The sequence below is a fragment of the Novosphingobium sp. genome, assembly GCF_040398825.1.
Classification (GTDB): domain Bacteria; phylum Pseudomonadota; class Alphaproteobacteria; order Sphingomonadales; family Sphingomonadaceae; genus Novosphingobium.
The window spans coordinates 209,535-229,588 of the sequence record NZ_JBBATI010000001.1; the positions used below are offsets into that span (position 1 = coordinate 209,535).

Annotated in this window: 16 protein-coding genes and 1 other RNA gene; 10 read left to right on the forward strand and 7 right to left on the reverse strand. The window is 64.5% G+C overall.

What is annotated here, in order from left to right; translation table 11 throughout:
- The first annotated feature begins 257 nt into the window (after nt 1-257).
- From ABWP89_RS00925 to ABWP89_RS00935, 3 genes are read left to right on the forward strand one after another with little or no spacing between them, the layout of a single operon-like run.
- Nucleotides 258-1,442: an efflux RND transporter periplasmic adaptor subunit gene (locus ABWP89_RS00925; protein ID WP_353226553.1), complete on the forward strand. Its 1,185-nt coding sequence runs from the start codon at nt 258-260 to the stop codon at nt 1,440-1,442.
- A complete protein-coding gene (locus ABWP89_RS00930; RefSeq protein WP_353226554.1) occupies nt 1,442-4,612 on the forward strand; it encodes an efflux RND transporter permease subunit in 3,171 nt (1,056 codons plus the stop codon). Before ABWP89_RS00925 ends, ABWP89_RS00930 begins: the two co-directional genes overlap by 1 nt.
- Nucleotides 4,609-6,072 (forward strand): efflux transporter outer membrane subunit, encoded by a 1,464-nt coding sequence (locus ABWP89_RS00935; RefSeq protein WP_353226555.1) that lies wholly within the window; start codon nt 4,609-4,611, stop codon nt 6,070-6,072. Before ABWP89_RS00930 ends, ABWP89_RS00935 begins: the two co-directional genes overlap by 4 nt.
- A 30-nt stretch (nt 6,073-6,102) precedes the next feature.
- Here the strand turns inward: ABWP89_RS00935 and ABWP89_RS00940 are convergent, their stop codons facing one another.
- Both ABWP89_RS00940 and ABWP89_RS00945 read right to left on the reverse strand, forming a co-directional pair.
- Nucleotides 6,103-6,537 carry a VOC family protein gene (locus ABWP89_RS00940; protein ID WP_353226556.1) on the reverse strand — a complete coding sequence of 145 codons (435 nt, stop codon included), beginning with the start codon at nt 6,535-6,537 and terminating at the stop codon, nt 6,103-6,105.
- A 158-nt stretch (nt 6,538-6,695) separates the two neighbouring features.
- Nucleotides 6,696-7,556 (reverse strand): TorF family putative porin, encoded by an 861-nt coding sequence (locus ABWP89_RS00945; RefSeq protein WP_353226557.1) that lies wholly within the window; start codon nt 7,554-7,556, stop codon nt 6,696-6,698.
- Nucleotides 7,557-7,865: 309 nt separating this feature from the next.
- On the opposite strand from ABWP89_RS00945, the gene ABWP89_RS00950 reads away from it, so the two are divergent.
- Together ABWP89_RS00950 and ABWP89_RS00955 are read left to right on the forward strand one after the other, a co-directional pair.
- Nucleotides 7,866-8,672 carry a metallophosphoesterase gene (locus ABWP89_RS00950; RefSeq protein ID WP_353226558.1) on the forward strand — a complete coding sequence of 269 codons (807 nt, stop codon included), beginning with the start codon at nt 7,866-7,868 and terminating at the stop codon, nt 8,670-8,672.
- A 130-nt stretch (nt 8,673-8,802) separates the two neighbouring features.
- Nucleotides 8,803-9,744, forward strand: coding sequence for a purple acid phosphatase family protein (locus ABWP89_RS00955; protein WP_353226559.1), 942 nt, complete (start codon nt 8,803-8,805; stop codon nt 9,742-9,744).
- A gap of 27 nt (nt 9,745-9,771) precedes the next feature.
- Here ABWP89_RS00955 and mtgA read toward each other — a convergent pair whose 3' ends face one another.
- From mtgA to ABWP89_RS00970, 3 genes are all read right to left on the reverse strand, one after another.
- Complete coding sequence (gene mtgA / locus ABWP89_RS00960) at nt 9,772-10,515, reverse strand: monofunctional biosynthetic peptidoglycan transglycosylase (protein WP_502915200.1); 744 nt, start codon at nt 10,513-10,515, stop codon at nt 9,772-9,774.
- A 101-nt stretch (nt 10,516-10,616) separates the two neighbouring features.
- Nucleotides 10,617-11,519 (reverse strand): RNA polymerase sigma factor RpoH, encoded by a 903-nt coding sequence (gene rpoH / locus ABWP89_RS00965; RefSeq protein ID WP_353226560.1) that lies wholly within the window; start codon nt 11,517-11,519, stop codon nt 10,617-10,619.
- A 173-nt stretch (nt 11,520-11,692) separates the two neighbouring features.
- Nucleotides 11,693-12,637, reverse strand: a complete 945-nt coding sequence (locus tag ABWP89_RS00970; protein WP_353226561.1) for an RluA family pseudouridine synthase — start codon at nt 12,635-12,637, stop codon at nt 11,693-11,695.
- Nucleotides 12,638-12,795: 158 nt separating this feature from the next.
- Between ABWP89_RS00970 and ABWP89_RS00975 the strand changes: the two genes are divergently transcribed.
- The 4 genes from ABWP89_RS00975 to ABWP89_RS00990 all read left to right on the forward strand — a co-directional run bounded on the left by ABWP89_RS00975 (nt 12,796) and on the right by ABWP89_RS00990 (nt 15,900).
- Complete coding sequence (locus ABWP89_RS00975) at nt 12,796-13,449, forward strand: histidine phosphotransferase family protein (RefSeq protein WP_353226562.1); 654 nt, start codon at nt 12,796-12,798, stop codon at nt 13,447-13,449.
- Nucleotides 13,450-13,502: 53 nt separating this feature from the next.
- The gene (locus ABWP89_RS00980; protein WP_353226563.1) at nt 13,503-14,207 is read left to right on the forward strand and encodes an N-acetylmuramoyl-L-alanine amidase; all 705 of its coding nucleotides are present in this window, start codon (nt 13,503-13,505) and stop codon (nt 14,205-14,207) included.
- A 267-nt stretch (nt 14,208-14,474) separates the two neighbouring features.
- Nucleotides 14,475-14,899, forward strand: an RNA gene (rnpB, locus tag ABWP89_RS00985) — RNase P RNA component class A.
- A gap of 53 nt (nt 14,900-14,952) precedes the next feature.
- Nucleotides 14,953-15,900 (forward strand): cation diffusion facilitator family transporter, encoded by a 948-nt coding sequence (locus ABWP89_RS00990; protein WP_353226564.1) that lies wholly within the window; start codon nt 14,953-14,955, stop codon nt 15,898-15,900.
- A 256-nt stretch (nt 15,901-16,156) separates the two neighbouring features.
- Here ABWP89_RS00990 and clpX read toward each other — a convergent pair whose 3' ends face one another.
- Both clpX and clpP read right to left on the reverse strand, forming a co-directional pair.
- The gene (gene clpX, locus ABWP89_RS00995; protein WP_353226565.1) at nt 16,157-17,410 is read right to left on the reverse strand and encodes an ATP-dependent Clp protease ATP-binding subunit ClpX; all 1,254 of its coding nucleotides are present in this window, start codon (nt 17,408-17,410) and stop codon (nt 16,157-16,159) included.
- Between the two features lie 167 nt (nt 17,411-17,577).
- Nucleotides 17,578-18,273, reverse strand: a complete 696-nt coding sequence (gene clpP, locus ABWP89_RS01000) for an ATP-dependent Clp endopeptidase proteolytic subunit ClpP (RefSeq protein WP_353226566.1) — start codon at nt 18,271-18,273, stop codon at nt 17,578-17,580.
- 264 nt (nt 18,274-18,537) lie between these two features.
- Between clpP and ABWP89_RS01005 the strand changes: the two genes are divergently transcribed.
- On the forward strand, nt 18,538-20,052 hold the full coding sequence (locus ABWP89_RS01005; protein WP_353226567.1) for an amidase: 1,515 nt from the start codon (nt 18,538-18,540) through the stop codon (nt 20,050-20,052).
- Nucleotides 20,053-20,054 lie beyond the last annotated feature (2 nt).

Genomic DNA, 20,054 nt, shown 5'->3' on the forward strand with positions numbered 1-20,054 from the left:
GCGCCATATCCAGATTTACCCCTGGGCAACCTGCACAAGGCCGCCATCTGCACCATGCTTATGCCGCGCCACGGCCCGCAGCGATAGTTGTATCATGGCAGGCCCGTGGTGCCCCCCGCGCACCAACCCGCCCCACCCCGAACATGAACGGATTTTGTCGAAAACTTAACGTGTCGCACCCGGCAAGACGTGCCATGCGCGGGCCGCGACACCGCCTGCAGACATGCGGCGAACCTGCGAAAGCGAGACCGCTACCGATGGATCACAGCCCCGCCACCGGGCCGTCTGTGCCGAAAATGACATCGTCTGCACAGATCCGGCTGGTCGCCCTGCTGGCGATTGGTGTGGTGGGGCTGATGTGGGGGTTGCCGCTGCTGCTGGCGGCCTGGGCACCCCCGCCGCCACCGCCCGCCGCCGCACCCGCCGACGGCAGCTTTGTGGCGACCGATCCGCAATGGCAGACGCTGCGTTTCGCCACCGTGCAATCCATCAGGTCCAGCGATTATGCCGCCAGCGAGGGCAGGATTGCCACCGACGATGACCTGACCACGGCAATCGTATCGCCGTTTACCGGGCAGGTGACCCGTATCGCGGTCAAGCAGGGCGACGCCGTGCACAAGGGCCAGGTGCTGTTCACCGTCGCCGCGGCCGAGGCCACGCAGAACCAGGCTGATCTGGCGACCGCCGGCGCGCAAGTCACTGTGGCCCGTGCCGCCGAAGCGCGGTTGCACGATCTGTTTGACCACAACGGCGCCGCGTTGAAGGACTGGCAACAGGCGCAAGCGGACCTGGTGGCCGCGCAGGCCGCACTGGCCGCCGCGCAGGGCCGCCGCGCCAGCCTGGGCGGGGCGATTGTCCATGGTGAAGGGATCGTGCGCGCGCCGATCGACGGGATTGTCACACAACGCCTGATCGGTCCGGGCCAGACCGTCGCCGGCGCCGCCAGTGGCAATGCCAGCCCGGCGCTGACCATCGCCAATTTTGGCCGCGTCTGGTTGATCGGCAACTTGCGCGAAGAAGACGCTGCCGCTGCGCGCGTGGGCCAGCTGGCCGAAGTGCGCGTGCTGGGCAGCGACGAAGTGCTGCATGCGCGCGTGACGTATGTCGCGCCGATGATCGATCCCGCCACCCGGCGGTTGACCGTGCGCGCCGAATTGCCCAACCCTGACGGCCATCTGAAACCGGAATCGCTGGTGCGCTTTACCCTGTTCACCGGGCACGAGCACCTGGCCCTGACCGTGCCGGAAGACGCGGTGCTGTTTGAAGGTCAGACTGCGCATGTGTGGGTGGCGGATGCAGGCCATCACCGCCTGGCGCTGCGCCAGATCACCGCCGGGCATGTCGCCAATGGCACGGTGGAAGTGACCGGCGGATTGCGCACGGGCGAAACCGTGGTCACCGCGGGCAGCCTGTTCATCGACCGCGGCGCCAAGTCCGACTGATGAACCCGGTTGTCAATTTTGCCCTGCGCCAGCGGCTGGTGGTGCTGGCGATGCTGGCGGTGCTGCTGATCGGCGGCCTGTTCGCCTATGCCCAGCTGAATATCGAGGCCTATCCCGATCCGGTGCCGCCCCGCGTGGAGATCATCACGCAAAGTTCGGGCCTTTCCGCGCAGGAGATTGAGCGCACGATCACCATCCCGATCGAAATCCAGCTGGCCGGGATCAAGAATGTCAAAAAGGTCGAAACCATCTCGCTGTTCGGGCTGTCCGACGTGCGGGTGCAGTTTACGTATGACTATACCTATGACGAGGCGCAGCAAAAGGTGCTGAACCAGCTGGCGCAGCTGTCGCCGCTGCCGGCCGGCGCACAGCCGGTGATTTCGCCGACCAGCCCGGTGGGCGAAATCTATCGCTATCAGCTGGTCGGGCCAAAGGGCTATTCGGTCACCGATCTGAAAACGCTGCAGGACTGGGTGCTGCAACGCCGGTTCAAGGCGGTGCCAGGCGTGATCGATGTCAATGGCTGGGCCGGCAAATCAAAGACCTATGAGGTGACGGTCGATCAGCGCAAGCTGGTTGGTTATGGCCTGTCGCTGCCGCAGGTGCTGGCCGCGATCAACGCTGCCAACAGCAATGTCGGCGGCCAGACGGTCAACCTGGGCCCGCAGGCGGCAGTGGTGCGCGGGGTCGGCCTGATCCACACCATGGACGACATCCGCAACACGATGATCACCGCCAACGCGGGGAAACCGGTGCTGGTGCGCGATGTCGCCACCGTCGCGGTGGGCAATCTGCCGCGGCTGGGGATCGTGGGCAAAGATGACGACGACGACATCGTGCAGGGCGTGATCCTGATGCGGCGGGGCGAGGAAAGCCTGCCCACGCTGCAACGCGTGGAGGCAGAGGTTGATCGCATCAACCACGGCGATATCCTGCCGCCGGGCGTGCATCTGGAAAAGATCTATGACCGCACCGACCTGATCAACGTGACCATCCGCACCGTGCTGGAAAACATGATCAGCGGCATCGTGCTGATCTTTGCGGTGCAGTGGATTTTCCTGGGGTCGTGGCGGTCGGCGGCGATCGTGGCGATGACCATCCCGTTTGCGCTGGCATTTGCGGTGCTGATCATGGTGGCGCGCGGCGAATCCGCCAATCTGCTGTCGATCGGCGCGATCGATTTCGGGCTGATCGTCGATGCCACGGTGATCATGGTCGAAAACATCTTTCGCCATCTGGCACAGGACCCGCGCAAACGGTTCGGGCGCGGCGTGCTGGACCGGATGGGCGGCATTCAGCCGTTTTCGGGCAAGCTGCGCACGATCGCGCTGTCGGCCAGCGAGGTGAACCGGGCAATTTTCTTTGCCGCGGCGATCATCATCGCCGGGTTTCTGCCGCTGTTCACGCTGACCGGGGTGGAAGGGCACATTTTCGGCCCGATGGCGCGCACCTATGCCTATGGGATTGTCGGCGGGCTGATCGCGACGTTCACCATTGCCCCGGTGCTGGCGGCGATCCTGCTGAAGGACCACGAAGAGGAAACCGAAACCTGGCTGGTGCGCAAAATGCGCGATGCCTATGACCCGGCGCTGCGGTTTGCGCTGGCCAACCGCATTGTCGCGCTGGGGGGCATGGGGGCGCTGCTGCTGGCGGCTGGCATCGCCATGTCAGGCCTGGGGCTGGAATTCCTGCCCAAGCTGGAAGAGGGCAATTTCTGGATCCGCGCGACACTGCCGCCGGCGATCAGCCTGGAACAGGCGCAGGGCTATGCCAACCGCATGCGCCACATCCTGATGAAATATCCCGAGGTCAAAACGGTGATATCGCAATTGGGCCGCCCCGATGACGGGACCGATACCACCGGTTTTTACAACGCCGAATTTTATGTCCCGCTGAAACCGGCGGGCGAATGGCCTGGCCATCTGAGCAAGCAGGAATTGACCAGACAGGTCAGCGACGAACTGTCCGCGCCATTCCCCGGGGTGTCGTTCGAATTTTCGCAGAATATCGAAGACAACGTCGAAGAAGCGGCATCGGGGGTCAAGGGCCAGAATTCGGTCAAGCTGTATGGCAACGATCTGGATGCGATGCAGGTGGCCGCCTATCGCATCAAGGGCGTGCTGGCGGGCGTGCGCGGCGTGACCGACCTGTCGGTGTTCGATGCGGTGGGCCAGCCCACCATCAACATCCGCGTCGACCGGTTGAAGGCCGCGCAATATGGCCTGAGCCCCGGCGATGTGAACACCGTGGTGGCGGCCGCGATCGGCGGCCAGGCCGTGGGTAGCAACTTGTATGAATACGGGTCTGACCGCAATTTCCCGATCATCGCGCGGCTGGCGCCCGAATACCGCAACAGCATCGATGCCATTTCTCGCATCCCGGTCGCCGCGCCCAATGCCAGCGGCGGCCCCACGCAAGTGCCACTGGGCACAGTCGCCCAGATCCGCCTGGTGGCCGGATATTCGTTCATCTACCGCGAAAATCAAAGCCGCTATATCCCGATCGGGTTTGCCGTGCGGGGGCGCGATCTGGGCAGCGCAATCCTGGAGGCGCAGGCAAAGATCGCGCGATCGGTGCCTTTGCCCCCGGGCACACATGTCGAATGGGTGGGCGAATTCGGCGAATTGCAGGCGGCGCTGGCGCGGCTGGAGGTCGTGGTGCCGATCGCGTTCCTGGCCATTGGCGTGCTGCTGTTTGCCAATTTCGGATCGCTGCGCGACACGTTGCTGGCGGCCAGCGTGATGCCGATGGCGCTGGTTGGCGGGATTTTCGCGCTGTATGTCACCGGCACGCCGTTTTCGGTGTCGGCCGCGATCGGCTTTATCGGGCTGTTCGGCATATCGGTGATGGGCGGCATCCTGGTGCTGTCATACTACAACCAGATGCTGGGTACGGGCATGACCCGTGATCAGGCGATCCGCCATGCCGCGCGCACGCAATTCCGGCCGGTGATGATGACCTGTATCGCCGCCTGCGTGGGGCTGTTGCCGGCGGCCGTGGCCAACGGCATCGGCAGCCAGGTGCAAAAACCGCTGGCGCTGGTGGTGGTGGGCGGCATTCTGCTGGCGCCGATCCTGATCCTGATCGTGCTGCCGGTAATGATCGACCTGTTTTCCAGACGCAGCCCTTCTGCCGACGGTGGCACCGGCAGCGAAGGAGCCGCGCCATGACCGGGGCGAGCGCACGCCGGCGTTCTGGCCTGGGCACCTTGCTGTTGCTGGGCGGATGCACGGTCGGCCCGGATTTTCACACCCCGGCGCCGCCCGCCGCCACCGCCTATGATCGCGAAGGCACACCGGCCATGGTCGCACCCGTCGGGGTGGCCGGGGGCACCCAGCAATGGGTGGATGGACGCCTGCGCGATGGTTGGTGGCACGCCTTTGGTTCGGTGGCGCTGGACCGGCTGATCGATGCCGGCCTGCGCGCCAATACCGATCTGGCCGCAACGCGGGCCGCGTTGGCGGTGGCGCGCGAATCGTGGCTGGCGTCGCGCGGGGTGATGGTGCCCAGCGTCGATGTCGCGGCGGGCAGCAGCCGCAACAAGGGGTCGGAATACCTGTCGCCGGCGCTGAACGCGACGACGTTCACCTATGGCTTGCAGACCGCCCAGGTCACCGTCGGCTACAATTTCGACCTGTTCGGGCTGAACCGGCGCACGGTGGAGGCGGCGCGTGCGCAAGTCGACAGCGCGGAGTGGCAGACGCAAGGCGCGCGCATTTCGCTGATCAACACGCTGATCGCTGCCGCCTTTGCCGACGCGGCTGCGCGTGCCCAGGTCGCCGCACAGGAACGCATGATCGCAATCGCGCGCGAAACCCGCGATATTGTCGAACGCCAGCGCGCCAGCGGCCAGGTATCGGGTGCCGACGTGCTGGCGCAGGATACCGCCGTGGCGCAGGCAGAGGCTGGGCTGCCGCCGTTGCGACGTGTCGCGGCACAGGCGCACAACCTGGTCGCCTATCTGACCGGGCGCAGTGCCGCCGATGCCCTGCCCGACGCGGTCGACTGGAACGCCATTGCGCTGCCGCATGACCTGCCGCTGACGCTGCCATCGGCGCTGGTGCGCCAGCGGCCGGATATCCGCGCGGCAGAGGCCAATCTGCACGCCGCCAGCGCGGGCATCGGCATCGCCATCGCCAACCGCCTGCCACAATTGACGCTGTCGGCCAGCGCAGGGGGCAATTCTGCCGGGTGGTCCGATCTGCTGTCGGCCACGCGGTCGTTCTGGTCGATCGGCGCCGGGGTGACCCAGCCGGTGTTTGCCGGGGGTGCACTGCTGCATCGCCAGCGCGCCGCACATGCCGCCTATGATGAGGCTGATGCGCAATACCGCTCAGCCGTGCTGGGGGCATTCCGCAATGTGGCCGACACGCTGGCCGCGCTGCGCACCGATGCCGATGGATTGCGCAGCGCGCAGGCCGCACGCGACACCGCACAGGCCAGCCTGGCCGTGTCGCGCCGCCAGTATGAAGCGGGCGCCACGCCGTTTGTGGCGGTGCTGACCGCCGAGGCGGCCCTGCGCCAGGCAGAACAGGCACTGGTGCAGGCGCAACTGGCACGGCTGACCGACACCGCCGCGCTGTTTGAGGCGCTGGGTGGGGACTGGCAGAGTGCAGCAGCGGCGGGTTGATCAGTAACGGCCGATCAACCCTGCACCCGATCACCAGGTGCCGGTGTTTTCCATGCTGGCCCAAGGCTCGGCAGGGTCCAGCCGGCCATCCTGCAGCAGTTCGATCGAAATGCCGTCGGGGGTTTTGACGAACGCCATGTGGCCATCGCGCGGGGGGCGGTGGATGATATGGCCCGCCGCCGCGACCCGCGCGCAGGTGTCATAGATATTGTCGACCTGATAGGCCAGATGGCCGAAATTGCGCCCGCTGTCATAGCCGGGCACAGCACCATCGGCAGGTGGCCAATTGTAGGTCAGTTCGACCTCGGCCAGGCCCGCTTGCCCCGGGGCGGCCAGAAAGATCAGCGTAAAACGGCCGGCCTCGCTGTCAAAACGGCGCACCTCGGTCAGGCCTATCAAAGCAAAAAAGGCGATGGTGGCATCGGGGTCGGTCACCCGGATCATCGCATGCAGAAATTTTGTCACGGCACATCCCTGAACATGGCATCAGGGGCGCGATCCCTGGCGGACCGCGCCCCTGTGGGACGATAAGCGCATTGGTGTCAAATGACACCCCTGCACATCATGCCATCACCAATTTGCCCAAAAGCCGGGCCACACCGTGGTGTGGCCCGGCGTCTGGATCAGAACGATGCAGTCAGCGTGATCACCGCCACCGGCTTACCCGTGCGGTAAAAGCCTTCGAGCTTGTTCGGATCGAGCACCGAAACCGGTCCGCCTTCGCCGCCGGTCATGATCACATTGGCCAGGCCGCTGTTGGCAAAGTCGGACCGGCTGATGTTGGTGCCGACCAGCGAGGCATCAAGCGAAAGGCTCTTCCACTTGTAGGTCGCGCCGACGGTGTAATCCAGGTACTGCTTGGGGTAATCAAACCCGCCGCCAGTGTGCGCCAGATGCGAATGCAGCGTGATCGGCGTGTTGGGGATCGACGCGCCCAATTCGACATAGGCATACAGGTTGCTGCGCGTGGTCGAAACCCAGTTGTAATTGAACACCTTTTGCGCCGGAGCGAAATTGGCGCCCACTTTCAGCGTGGCCGGGCCAATCGCCTGGGCCAGCGAGCCATAGATCTCGGTCACGTTACCGGTGGTAGCGCCGGGATAGATGTAGGTATAGATGCCGCCGTCGATGGTCAGACCGGTCTTGCCGATGGCGTGGGTGTAACCGCCAAAGATGTCGATTTCGGTCCCGCCGATGTTGATCGGGCTGTCCACGGCAGAGGCGCTTGACCCCCAGGTGGAGATGTAAAAGCCCGAGGCATGGCTGATGGTGAATGCCCCTTGCACAACCGGGCGGTTGTCCGACTGCGCGATCCCGCGGAACCGGTACTGGGTCGACAAAGCGGCGCTGCCGGTGATGGTCCATTCGCTGGCCGGTGGGGTGGCCGCAGCCGGTGCTTCATCGGCCCAGGCGGCTGGCGAAGCGGCGACGGTGGCGGTCGCCAATGCACTGAGCATAAGCGGGGTTTTAAACGTGGCGCGCATAGGATCGGTCCTGTCGTTGTTGAACGGAAAGCTCCCGCCTGCAAACGGTGACCGCCGGGATTTGTTCCGGTCTGCCGTAGTTCAACATCTGTCTGGTGTAACAAGTCCTATCGCGGCACAAGGACCTTTACAGGAACATTATGCAACAAGCGCGTATCGCGTGACTTTTTTGCATCACACCATAGAATTTACTGCAGCCGCACCCGGCATGAAATGGCGGATTTCCGGCATTTGAGACAAAAGAACGTTCATCCACCTTGCAACTGCAGCATGCAGCGCCAATAGTGATTGAGGAAACCTATCGCCACCATGTTCACCAGACTGCGCACCCTGTTCGGCACGCCGGAGCCCGCCGCCCCCGCCACACCGCCCACCGCGGTGCCGGCGGGGCAGCGGGTCTATGCCATCGGCGATGTGCATGGCCGGGCCGATCTGCTGGCAACGATGATCGACCGGATCGAGGCTGATGATGCCGCGCGCGGGCCGGCGCAGACCACGGTGATCCTGCTGGGCGATCTGGTCGATCGCGGGGCCGACAGCGCCGGGGTGATCGCCCTGGCGCGCGATTGGGGCCGGCGGCGCACCGTTCGCTATCTGCAGGGCAATCATGAAGAGATGTTTCTGGGCGGGTTTACCGACACCGGTGTCCTGCGCCATTTTCTGCGCCATGGCGGCCGCGAAACGCTGTTGAGCTATCCCATTACGCCAGACGAATACCGCGCGACCACGCTGGAAGAATTGCAGGAACTGATGGCCGAGCGTGTGCCGCAGACCGACATCGCGTTCATGACCGCGATGGAAAGCCTGATCCGCATCGGCGATTATGTGTTCGTTCATGCCGGCATTCGCGCAGGGATCGCGCTGGAGGACCAGAGCGTGGGCGATCTGCGCTGGATTCGTGGTGAATTTATCGATGATTCGACACCGCGCGATTTTGCGGTGGTGCACGGCCACACCATCACTGGCGAACCGCAAGTGCTGCCCGGCCGCATCGGCATCGACACCGGCGCGTTTGCCAGCGGCCAATTGACCGCGATCGGGCTGGAGGCGACCGACCGCTGGCTGGTGACCGTGCAGGGTGAGGCGTCGGTGACGGATTACGACGCGGACCGATAAGCAACGCTGCGCCACCGGTGCCAAACTTCGTTGCAAAATGAGAATGTTGGCCAGTCCCTTCAAGAAATCGTGCTGTCACATTCAGACCCTAGCAGCGTTGCCGAACATTTCGGTTTTGGAGGGCAAAGGCATGACCGGTTTCACGATATCGCGCCGCACGCTGGTTGGCGGCATGGTGGCGGGCGCGGTCACTGCGCCGTTTGCCCGCGCCGATGCGGCATCCGCCGCGCCGAATTTTCTGGTGGTGGGTGACTGGGGCCGCGACGGGGCACAGCACCAGCGCGATGTTGCCGTGCAGATGGGTCGGGCGGCGGCGACGCTGGACAGCCGGTTCGTGCTGTCCGTCGGCGACAATTTCTATGACAACGGGGTCGCATCGACCACCGATCCGCAGTGGCAGACCTCGTTCGAGCACATCTATACCGACCCGGCGCTGATGGTGCCCTGGCAGGTCATGCTGGGCAACCACGACTATCGCGGCAACCCGCAGGCGCAGGTGGACTATACCGCCACCAGCAAACGCTGGCGCATGCCCAGCCGGTACCGAGTCGTGCGCAGCGCCGAATCCGGCATGGCCGGGCTTGATCTGTTCGTGATCGACACCTCTCCGCTGGTCCATGGCTATCGCGACAAAGTGGACAGCACGATCGCGCGCAACGTGGCGACGCAGGATGTGGCGGCGCAACTGGCGTGGCTGGATCGTGAACTGGGCGCATCGACCGCACCGTGGAAGATCGTGACCGGCCACCACACCATCCGTTCCGGCGGCAGCGGCCACGGCGACACCCCCGAACTGGTGGCGCTGGTCAAGCCGCTGCTGGAAAAGCACGGGGTGCAGATGTACATCAACGGCCACGATCACGATCTGCAGCACATCGTCGACAACCGGGTGCATTATCTGGGCGTCGGCGCGGGGTCAGAGGTACGGCCGGTGAAAACCGTTTCCGGCACCCGCTTTGCCATCGCGCGGTCGGGGTTTGCTACGGTTGCGGTGGGGGCCGACACACTGTTGGCCACATTCCGCGATTATCTGGGGGCAACGCTGTACACTGCGAATGTCGCCCGCGCCTGACCGCGGGTCTGGCCACGCAGCCAGCGGTTATTCAAACACGCAACCATCGTAATCCCGGCGCACCACGTTTTCGCGTGCGGCGATGATATTGCCGTGGCGGCGGACCGATCCGGTGGCGCCGATCACCGCGCGCACTTTGGGCAGCGGAAAGGCCGCGGCGATGCGCGCTGCCTCCACTTTGCTCAGCTCCGATGCCGGCTTGGCAAAATAGCGCTGGGCCCCCGATTCGACACCATAGGTGCCGATCCCGGTTTCGGCGACGTTGAGATAGACCTCCATGATCCGGCGTTTGCCCCAGATCGCCTCGATCAGCACGGTGTACCACGCCTCCAGCGCCTTGCGCGCATAGCCGCCACCCTGCCACAGGAACACGTTCTTGGCGGTCTGCTGGCTGATGGTGGAGCCGCCACGGATGCGCCCACCGGCCTGGTTGCGGCGCCAGGCGGTGGCGATGGCGTCCTGGTCAAACCCGATGTGGGAACAGAACTTTGCATCTTCGCCGGCGATCGCGGCATCGACCATGGCGTGGCTGATCTTGCCGATCGGCACCCATTCGCGCGTGGCCCCGTTGCTGTCGAACAGCATGGTATAGGTGAACGGCACCGGCACGAATTTGTAGATCACGACTTGCGCGACGCTCAGCGCGACAAACGCCAGCGCCAGCCGGATCACGACCGACATGATCCTGGACAACGGCCCGCCCCGCCGGCGCCGGTCAGCGCGGGCAAGGCGTGGATTGCGCAGGTCCTGCAATTCCGGATTCATCGCCATCCCGTCTGTAGCATGGCGCCATACCAGCGCATTCGGCGCGCGCGCGCAATCCCCTGCTCGCGCCGCGCCGGTAATGCTCGCGCCGCGCCGGGAATGCGGAATTATTGCGCGGGCAGCAGGTGGCGTTCGCCGGCAATATGCTGGATCGCCTTTTGCAGCTTTTCAAACGCGCGCACCTCGATCTGGCGCACGCGTTCGCGGCTGACATTGTAAACCTGGCTCAATTCTTCCAGCGTGCGCGGTTCATCCACCAGCCGCCGGTCGGTCAGGATATGGCGTTCGCGTTCGTTCAGGCTGTCCATCGCTTCGACCAGCAGGGTGTGGCGCATTTGCGCCTCTTCCGCGTCGGCGACGGTTTCATCCTGCAGCGGCCGGTCATCGGCAAGCCAGTCCTGCCACGATCCTTCGCCGTCTTCGCGCATCGACACGTTCAGGCTGGCATCGCCACCCATCATCATGCGCCGGTTCATCGACACGACATCGGCCTCTGGCACGCCCAGCGTGGTGGCGATCTTGCGCACCTGGTCGGGGTGAAGGTCGGTATCCTCAAACGCTTCGAGGTTCTTTTTCATCCGTCGCAGGTTGAAAAACAGCTTTTTCTGCGACGCGGTGGTGCCCATCTTGACCAGCGACCAGCTGCGCAGGATGAATTCCTGGATCGACGCCTTGATCCACCACATGGCATAAGTCGCCAGGCGAAAGCCGCGCTCGGGATCGAATTTCTTCACCCCCTGCATCAGGCCAATGTTGCCTTCGGAAATCAGTTCGGACACCGGCAGGCCATAGCCGCGATAGCCCATCGCGATTTTCGCAACGAGGCGCAGATGGCTGGTCACCAATTGTGCCGCGGCTTCGGGATCGGCGTGTTCCTGGTACCGTTTGGCCAGCATATATTCGGTTTCCGCAGTCAGCACCGGGAACTTGCGGATTTCGGACAGGTAGCGATTCAGACTGGCTTCGCCCGTGAGCACGGGGACCGTCAGCGCCTTGGTAGATTCACGCAACGGACATTCCTTTCGAGAGCGTCGGTTCCAATATGTCACGACCCCTAATGGGCGTCGTGCCGCGGGACCACACAGGTTTTCTATTCGGTTTCAAACGACAACTGAATAGGTGTTTGGCATAGCTGTTCGACTCGCCCGTGGGCAAGCCGTAACTTGGTGCCGTGCGCACCGCATCACGACCCCAGTTCGACCAGCAGCGTTTCCATATCGACCGGCGTCGGGCTGGTGAAATGCACGCTTTGGCTGGTGATCGGGTGCACAAAGCCCAGCTCTGCGGCGTGCAGCGCCTGCCGCCGGAAGTTGAGCTGGACAAGGATCGGGCGCAAACGCGCGGGGGTTTTGCCATAGACCGGGTCTCCCAATAGCGGATGGCCAATTGACGCAAGGTGAACGCGCACCTGGTGGGTTCGCCCGGTTTCCAGCCGGCATTCGACCAGCGCGGCATGGTCCAGCACGCGCAACGTGCGGTAATGCGTGACCGCGTGTTTGCCGCGCCCATCCTCTACCAATGCCATTTTCTTGCGATCGTGCGACGACCGGGCAATCGCGCCGCGGATCGTGCCGGCGGGCGGCAACGGCGTGCCGGCGGTGATCGCGCGATAGGCGCGCACGATCGAATGGTCGGCGAACTGGCGCGCCAGCCCTTCGTGCGCGGCGTCGCATTTGGCCACCACCAGCAGGCCCGACGTATCCTTGTCGATACGATGCACGATCCCCGGGCGGGCGACCCCGCCGATCCCCGACAGCTGCCCCCGGCAATGGTGCAGCAGCGCGTTGACCAGCGTGCCATCCAGATTGCCCGCCGCCGGATGCACCACCAGCCCGGCCGGTTTGTCGATCACGATCAGCGCATCGTCTTCATAAACCACCACCAGCGGAATATCCTGCGGCGCGGCGCTGGCGGCCACGGCGCCGGGCACGCGGATCGCCCAGGCTGCCCCGGCACCCGCCTTGGCCGAGGCGCTGGCCATGGTCGCGCCATCCAGCGTAACCGCCCCTTCGCCAATCAGCGCTTTGACCCGTTCGCGCGACAGGCCCGATGCATCGGCCAGCGCCTTGTCCAGCCGCTGGCCGCCCTCGGCAATCACGCCGGTCAGGATGTCTGACGTTTCCCCCATGTCCGACCGATATGGGGCCTGTGCCCCGGCAGACAAGCCCCGTGGCCAGGGCCGGGCAAACTGTGGAGCGATGCGGCATCAGGGTTCGAACCGCTTTCCTATGCCGTGGTTGACGGTTAAGGGATTGGTGATCCGCTATTACCCGCAGAGGCCCGCAGATGACCATCGCTTCGCTTGAACTTGCCAGCCTGCTGTGTTCGCGCCTGTGCCACGATCTGCTCAGCCCGGTGGGCGCGCTGTCCAACGGGCTGGAACTGCTGGCCGATGAAAAAGACCCGGAAATGCGGGCCCGCTGTTTTGAACTGCTGGAACAGAGCGCGCGGGCATCGGCGGACAAGTTGCGCTTTTTCCGGCTGGCGTTCGGAGCGGGCGGCGGGTTTGGCGAAATGATCCCGTGGACCGAACCGCGCGCGGTGGTCGATGCGCTGGCCGGCGCCAATGGGCGCATCACCGTCAATTGGGCTTTGGCCGGAGAGGCCATGCCCAAGTCCGCCGTGAAAACGCTGCTCAACCTGGCGCTGATCGGCATCGAGGCGCTGGTGCGCGGCGGCACGCTGGATATCGCCGCCGAAATGCGCGATGTCGATGGCCAGGCCAGCAGCGAAATTGTGGTGCGTGCAGCCGGCGCGCGCATTGCGTTTGACCCCACCGTGGGCCAGGCGCTCGACGGATCGCTGGCACCTGCGGCACTGTCGAGCAAGACCGCGCCTGCATTCATGATCCAGCAGTTGGCCGCAGGGCTGGGCGGAACGGTGCAATACCACCTGTCGGCCGAAGCGCTGGTGCTGGGCGCGATGCTGCCCGCCGCATGAACCGACCCGCCTGACGAAAGAGGTTTACCGCCGACCATGCGCGCCGTTCCGGGATGAACCGCTGGCTTGTCCATCGCGAGGTGCCCTCGCCCAATTGGAATGCGCGCTTGCTGCCGGTGTCGATGGTCGTGCTGCATTACACCGGGATGCAATCCGGGGCCGAAGCGATCGAGCGGCTGTGCGATCCCGCGGGCCAGGTGTCGGCACATTACCTGATCGACGAAGACGGCACGGTGGTACGGATGGTGGATGAAGCCAACCGCGCCTGGCACGCCGGGCGGTCATACTGGCGCGGGGTGACCGACATCAATTCCGCCAGCGTGGGGATCGAACTGGTCAACCCCGGGCACGAATTCGGCTATCGCCCGTTTACCGATGCCCAGATGGAATCGCTGCTGCCACTGCTGGCCGACATTGTGCGGCGCCATGCGATTGCCCCCGCCAACGTGGTCGGCCATTCCGACATCGCCCCCGCGCGCAAGACCGACCCGGGCGAGCTGTTCGATTGGGACCTGCTGGCGCGTTACCGGCTGGCGCAGGCGCGGCCCAAACCGCGCATGCGGCTGATCTATGACAACGATGGCGCGTTTTACCTGGCGCTGGAACGATTCGGCTATGACATTGCCGACCGCGCCGCCGCGATCCGCGCGTTTGAACGTCGCTGGCGCCCGCACCGCATCACCGGCGAAATCGATGGCCAGATCGGCGCGCTGCTGTTCGAACTGCTGATCGCGCGCGACATGGGGCAGGATGATTAGCGGGGGACGGATTGCACGCCAAACTCCCGCTTCGCAGCGCAATACCTTGAAGCTAACGCCCTTCTCCTCAGGGGAAGGGTTGGGTAGGGGTGTCCGAGGTTGCAATGACGCGCGACAATTCGCAGCGTTGGACACCCCTCCCCAACCCCTCCCCTGAGGGGAGGGGCTCAGAATCAGGGAATTGAACCATCCTGGTTTCGCGCAGGCGAGCACCGATAGCGCCCGACGTTTTGACCCGCACGCTTTGCCATGCTAGGCGCTGCTCCGCCAGGGGGCCGGGCAGCCGCGTCATCGTCTTTTCGATGCCGAGGAAAGTCCGGGCTCCATGAAACAAGGGTGGCGGGTAACGCCCGCCGGGGGCGACCCCAGGGAAAGTGCCACAGAGAACAGACCGCCACACCGGAGCAATCCGGCGGCAAGGGTGAAACGGTGCGGTAAAAGCGCACCGCGCGCGCCGGTAACGGCCGCGGCACGGCAAACCCCACCTGGAGCAAGACCGAATAGGGGCTTCGCGCCGGATATCCGGCAGGCGCGTTTCACGCCAAGGACCCGCAAGGGCCCTGCGCAGCCCGGGTTGGTTGCTTGAGCCACGCCGCAAGGCATGGCCTAGAGGAATGGCTGCCCATGCCGATACGGTCCGGTTTCGGATACCGTCGGCATGACAGAACCCGGCTTACAGGCCCCCTGGCATCTTATTCGCGCAAAGCGATTCCCACCGGCGGCGGGGATCGCTACAAGCCGGCCCATGGCCACCACACCCCACCACGATCACGCGCATGATCACGATCACGGTCATCACGGCCACAGCCACGCCCCGGCCAGCTTTGGCCGCGCCTTTGCAATCGGCGTGGCGCTCAACACCGGGTTCGTGCTGGTTGAGGCGACCTATGGCGTAATCGCCGGGTCGATGGCGCTGGTTGCCGATGCCGGGCACAATTTTTCCGATGTGCTGGGGCTGTTGATGGCGTGGAGCGCCAGTGTGCTGAGCGCGCGGCCGCCCTCGGCGCGGTTTACCTATGGCTTGAAATCCAGCTCGATCCTGGCCGCACTGGCCAATGCCGGTTTCTTGATGATCGCGCTGGGCGCCATTTCGGTCGAGGCGGTGCAGCGGCTGTTGGCGCCGGCGCCGATTGCCACCGGCCCGGTGATGGTGGTGGCCGCGATCGGTATTGCCATCAACACCGCGACCGCGCTGCTGTTCATGCGCGGGCGGCACGATGATCTGAATGTGCGCGGCGCGTTCCTGCACATGGCGGGCGATGCCGCGGTATCAGCGGGCGTGGTGGTCGCCGCGCTGGTGATCGGACTGACTCACGCGTGGTGGATCGACCCGGTGGTCAGCCTGGCCATCGTCGCGCTGATCGGCTGGAGCACGTATGGCCTCGCGCGCGATTCGCTGCATATGGGCCTGCTGGGCGTGCCGCCAGGCATCAGCGAGGCGAAAGTGCGCGATTTTCTGTGCCACCAGGCTGGCGTGACCGCAGTCCACGACCTGCACATATGGCCGATGAGCACCACCGAAACTGCGCTGACCGCGCATCTGGTGATGCCGGCCGGGCATCCTGGCGATCAATTCCTGCACGAATTGGCGCACACGCTCGACCACGATTACCGCATCGGCCACGCCACGCTGCAGATCGAAACCGACGTCCACGGCCACGATTGCGCGCTGGTGAGCGAAGCGGTGGTGTAACGGGGCGGTTGGGCCGGGAACAGGACCCCCCGGGGCACCAACTTTATTCCCAATCTAACAATATCCGCTCGTCCTGAGCCCGTCGAAGGACGCGCGCGACAGCTGAGAAGCAGGATTTTCAACGCTTTGGGCGTGCGTTTGCGCGCATCCTTCGACAAGCTTAGGATGAGCGGAAGCAGGAGATTGGGCAACAATAGCCAAATCTAGCGACAGTGGGGCCGCGCGCGGGGCTTCAAACCCGCGCCAGCGCGAGAGATCAGGCGGCTTCCTTGCCCTTGTGCACTTGCACCGGTTCCTTGCGGCCTTCGACCACGTCGCGGTCGACCACCACCTCTTCGACGCCGTCGAGCGTGGGCAGATCGAACATCGTGTCCAGCAGCAGGCTTTCAACGATGGAGCGCAGGCCGCGGGCACCGGTCTTGCGTTCGATCGCACGTTTGGCGATGGCTTCGAGCGCTTCGTCGGTGAAGGTCAGCGCCACGTCTTCGAGTTCAAACAGCTTCTGATACTGTTTGACCAGCGCGTTGCGGGGTTCGCGCAGGATGCGCACCAGCGCCTCGATATCCAGATCGTTGAGCGTGGCGATCACCGGCAGACGGCCGACGAATTCGGGGATCAGCCCGAATTTCAGCAGATCTTCGGGTTCCGCCTTTTGCAGCAGTTCACCCACCTTGCGCTTGTCCGGATCGGCGACATGCGCACCAAACCCGATCGAGCGTTTTTGCAGGCGATCCGAAATAATCCGTTCCAGCCCGGCGAACGCGCCGCCGCAGATGAACAGGATGTTGGTGGTATCGACCTGCAGGAATTCCTGTTGCGGATGCTTGCGCCCGCCCTGCGGCGGCACACTGGCGGTGGTGCCCTCCATCAGCTTCAGCAGCGCCTGCTGCACACCTTCGCCCGAAACATCGCGCGTGATCGAGGGGTTTTCCGCCTTGCGGCTGATCTTGTCGATTTCGTCGATATAGACGATGCCATTCTGGGCCTTTTCGACGTTGTAGTCGCTGGCCTGCAAAAGCTTCAGAATGATGTTTTCGACGTCTTCGCCAACATAGCCGGCCTCGGTCAGGGTGGTTGCGTCGGCCATCGTGAACGGCACGTCGAACGTCTTGGCCAAGGTCTGCGCCAGCAGGGTTTTGCCCGAACCGGTCGGGCCGACCAGCAGGATGTTCGATTTCGACAGTTCGACCTCACCGCCCTTGCCGCTGTGCTTCAACCGCTTGTAATGGTTGTGCACGGCGACAGACAGCACGCGCTTGGCGCGGTCCTGGCCGATCACATAATCGTTGAGCGTTTCAAAGATATCGCGCGGCGTGGGCACGCCGCCGTCCTTCTTGCCAGCGATGCCGGCCTTCGTTTCCTCACGGATGATATCGTTGCACAGTTCGACGCATTCATCACAGATGAACACGGTCGGGCCGGCGATAAGTTTGCGCACCTCGTGCTGCGACTTCCCGCAGAAGCTGCAGTAAAGGGTGCTCTTGGTATCCGATCCGGAAAGTTTCGTCATTCTTCGATCCCAGACGCCCCTCCACGAAGGGCGGCCCCATGTATATCACTACCCAAGGAGTATCCTACTACCCCAAGGGCATTAATCAACCGGGCACAAAACACAATACAAACTCCCTAGCAAACGGTACCGCCCAATCAGGGCAAGGCACCGTTTGCAAAGGACAATCACGCGTCGGGCGCGGCGCCCGAACCCTCGGCCACGCCGGTTTGATCCGATGCGGGACGCGATTCGATCACTTTGTCGACCAGTCCGAACGTCTTGGCCTCATCCGCTTCGAGAAACGTATCACGATCCAGCGCGCGTTCGATTTCCTCAAGCGTGCGACCAGTGTATTTGACGTACAGGTCGTTCATGCGCTTGCGAATGCGCAGGATTTCGCGGGCCTGGATCTCGATGTCCGAAGCCATGCCGCGCGCCCCGCCCGAAGGCTGATGGATCATGATCCGCGCATTGGGCAGCGCCATGCGCTGGCCCGGTTCACCCGCGGCAAGCAGGAAACTGCCCATCGAACACGCCTGGCCGATGCAAATCGTCGAAACCTTTGGCCGGATATATTTCATGGTGTCATGGATCGCCATGCCCGCAGTCACCACCCCGCCGGGAGAATTGATGTACATCGCGATGTCCTTCGACGGATTTTCCGATTCGAGGAACAGCAACTGGGCGATGATGACCGAGGCCATCTGGTCTTCAACCTCTCCCGTCACAAAGATGATGCGTTCGCGCAGCAGCCGCGAAAAGATGTCAAAGCTGCGCTCACCCCGGCTCGATTGCTCGACAACAACCGGGATCAGCGCCCCGGTCACGGGGTCATGGGAAAATTTGCCTTGGGCGCCAGACGCGCCGAACAGATCGAGCATGGGGTTCCTCGTTCGATGGATGCAGGCCTATGTCGCGTGCCCGGGCGCGATGTTCAAGGGCGTTGTGCGATATGCGTGACAATAGCGTGGGTATCCTGCGCCAAGGTGGCCCATAGCGGGATAGATGCCGATGTTTTGGCAGGGAATTTTTCACCCATTGGGGCAGCATCGGGCCGGGCACTTGCCGCGCCGCGTGGTTCGCAGCAAACAGGCAGGGTGGATAGGCCGCCGCACGGCGCACCAGACCGGGGGATTTTACCAATGATGACCACACTGCCCGCAACCCGCCGACCGCTGGCGACGCTGCTGCTGACCGGCGCCGCGCTGGCCGGGACTGCACTGGCAACCCCCGCCCATGCCGATGAAAGCCTTGCCACCTATCTGGCGCGCATCGCTGCGCTCAACCATGTCGGGCCGCAACTGAACGCCGTGGTCGCGGTCAACCCCGATGCAGGGCGTGACGCGGCAGCGGCAGCCGCAATGCCCGGGCCGCTGGCGGGCAAGGTGATCCTGGTCAAAGACAATATCGAGGTGGCCGGGCCGATGCCGACCACCGCCGGCAGCCTGGCGCTGGCCGGCAATGTGACCGGGCGCGATGCGCCGCTGGTGGCCCGGCTGCGCGCCGCCGGCGTGGTCATTCTGGGCAAGACCAACCTGTCGGAATGGGCCAACATCCGTTCCAGCTTTTCGTCCAGCGGGTGGAGCGCGGTGGGCGGGCAGACGCGCAACCCCTATGCCACCGACCGGTCCCCGTGCGGATCATCGTCGGGCAGCGGCGCCGGGGTAGCGGCCGGCCTGGCCTGGGCAGCGATCGGCACCGAAACCGACGGGTCGGTCACCTGTCCGGCAGCGATGAACGGCCTGGTGGGGTTCAAGCCTACGGTGGGCCTGGTCAGCCGCACCCACATCGTGCCGATCAGCCACAGCCAGGACACCGCCGGGCCGATGACGACCAGCGTGCACGATGCCGCGCTGCTGTTGACCGCGATGGCCGGCAGCGATCCGGCCGATGCCGCCACGGCCACGGCCGACCGCCACAAGACCGACTATGTCGCCGCGCTGGCCGGGGCCAGCCTTAAGGGCGTGCGGCTGGGCATTTTGCGCAAGGCGGTGGGCGACGATGCCAAAGTGATCGCGCTGTTCGACCGCGCCCTGGCCGATCTGAAGGCCGCCGGGGCCGAACTGGTTGAACTGGATTATGCGTTCGACCCGGCGATGGGCCGCGACGAAAACACCGTGCTGAATTACGAATTGCGCGCCGATCTGGGCAGCTATCTGGCCGGTCTGCCCGGGCCCGTGTCGGTGCGCACGCTGGCCGATGTGATCGCGTTCAACCGCACGCATGCCGCTGCCGAAATGCGCTGGTTTGGTCAGGACCAGTTTGAAGCGGCAGAAAAAACCACCGATGCCGCCGCCTATGCCAAGGCCCGCGCCAATTCACTGCGGCTGGCGGGCAAGGACGGCATCGACCGCCTGCTGGCGACGCAGCATCTGGCGCTGCTGATCGCGCCGACCGGGGGGCCCGCCTGGCCGATTGACCAGGTCACCGGCGATCACGGATTGCAACTGGGCGCGGGATCATTGCCGGCGGTGGCGGGCTATCCCCACCTGACCGTGCCGATGGGCGCGATCGAGGGTCTGCCGGTGGGGCTGTCGTTCATCGGCACCGCGTGGGATGATGCGCGCGTGCTGGCCGCGGGCGCCGCCTATGAAGCGGCGCGCACCGCGCCGCTGGCGATACCGACGCTGAATACCTGGCGCGAAAGTCCGATCAAATGACG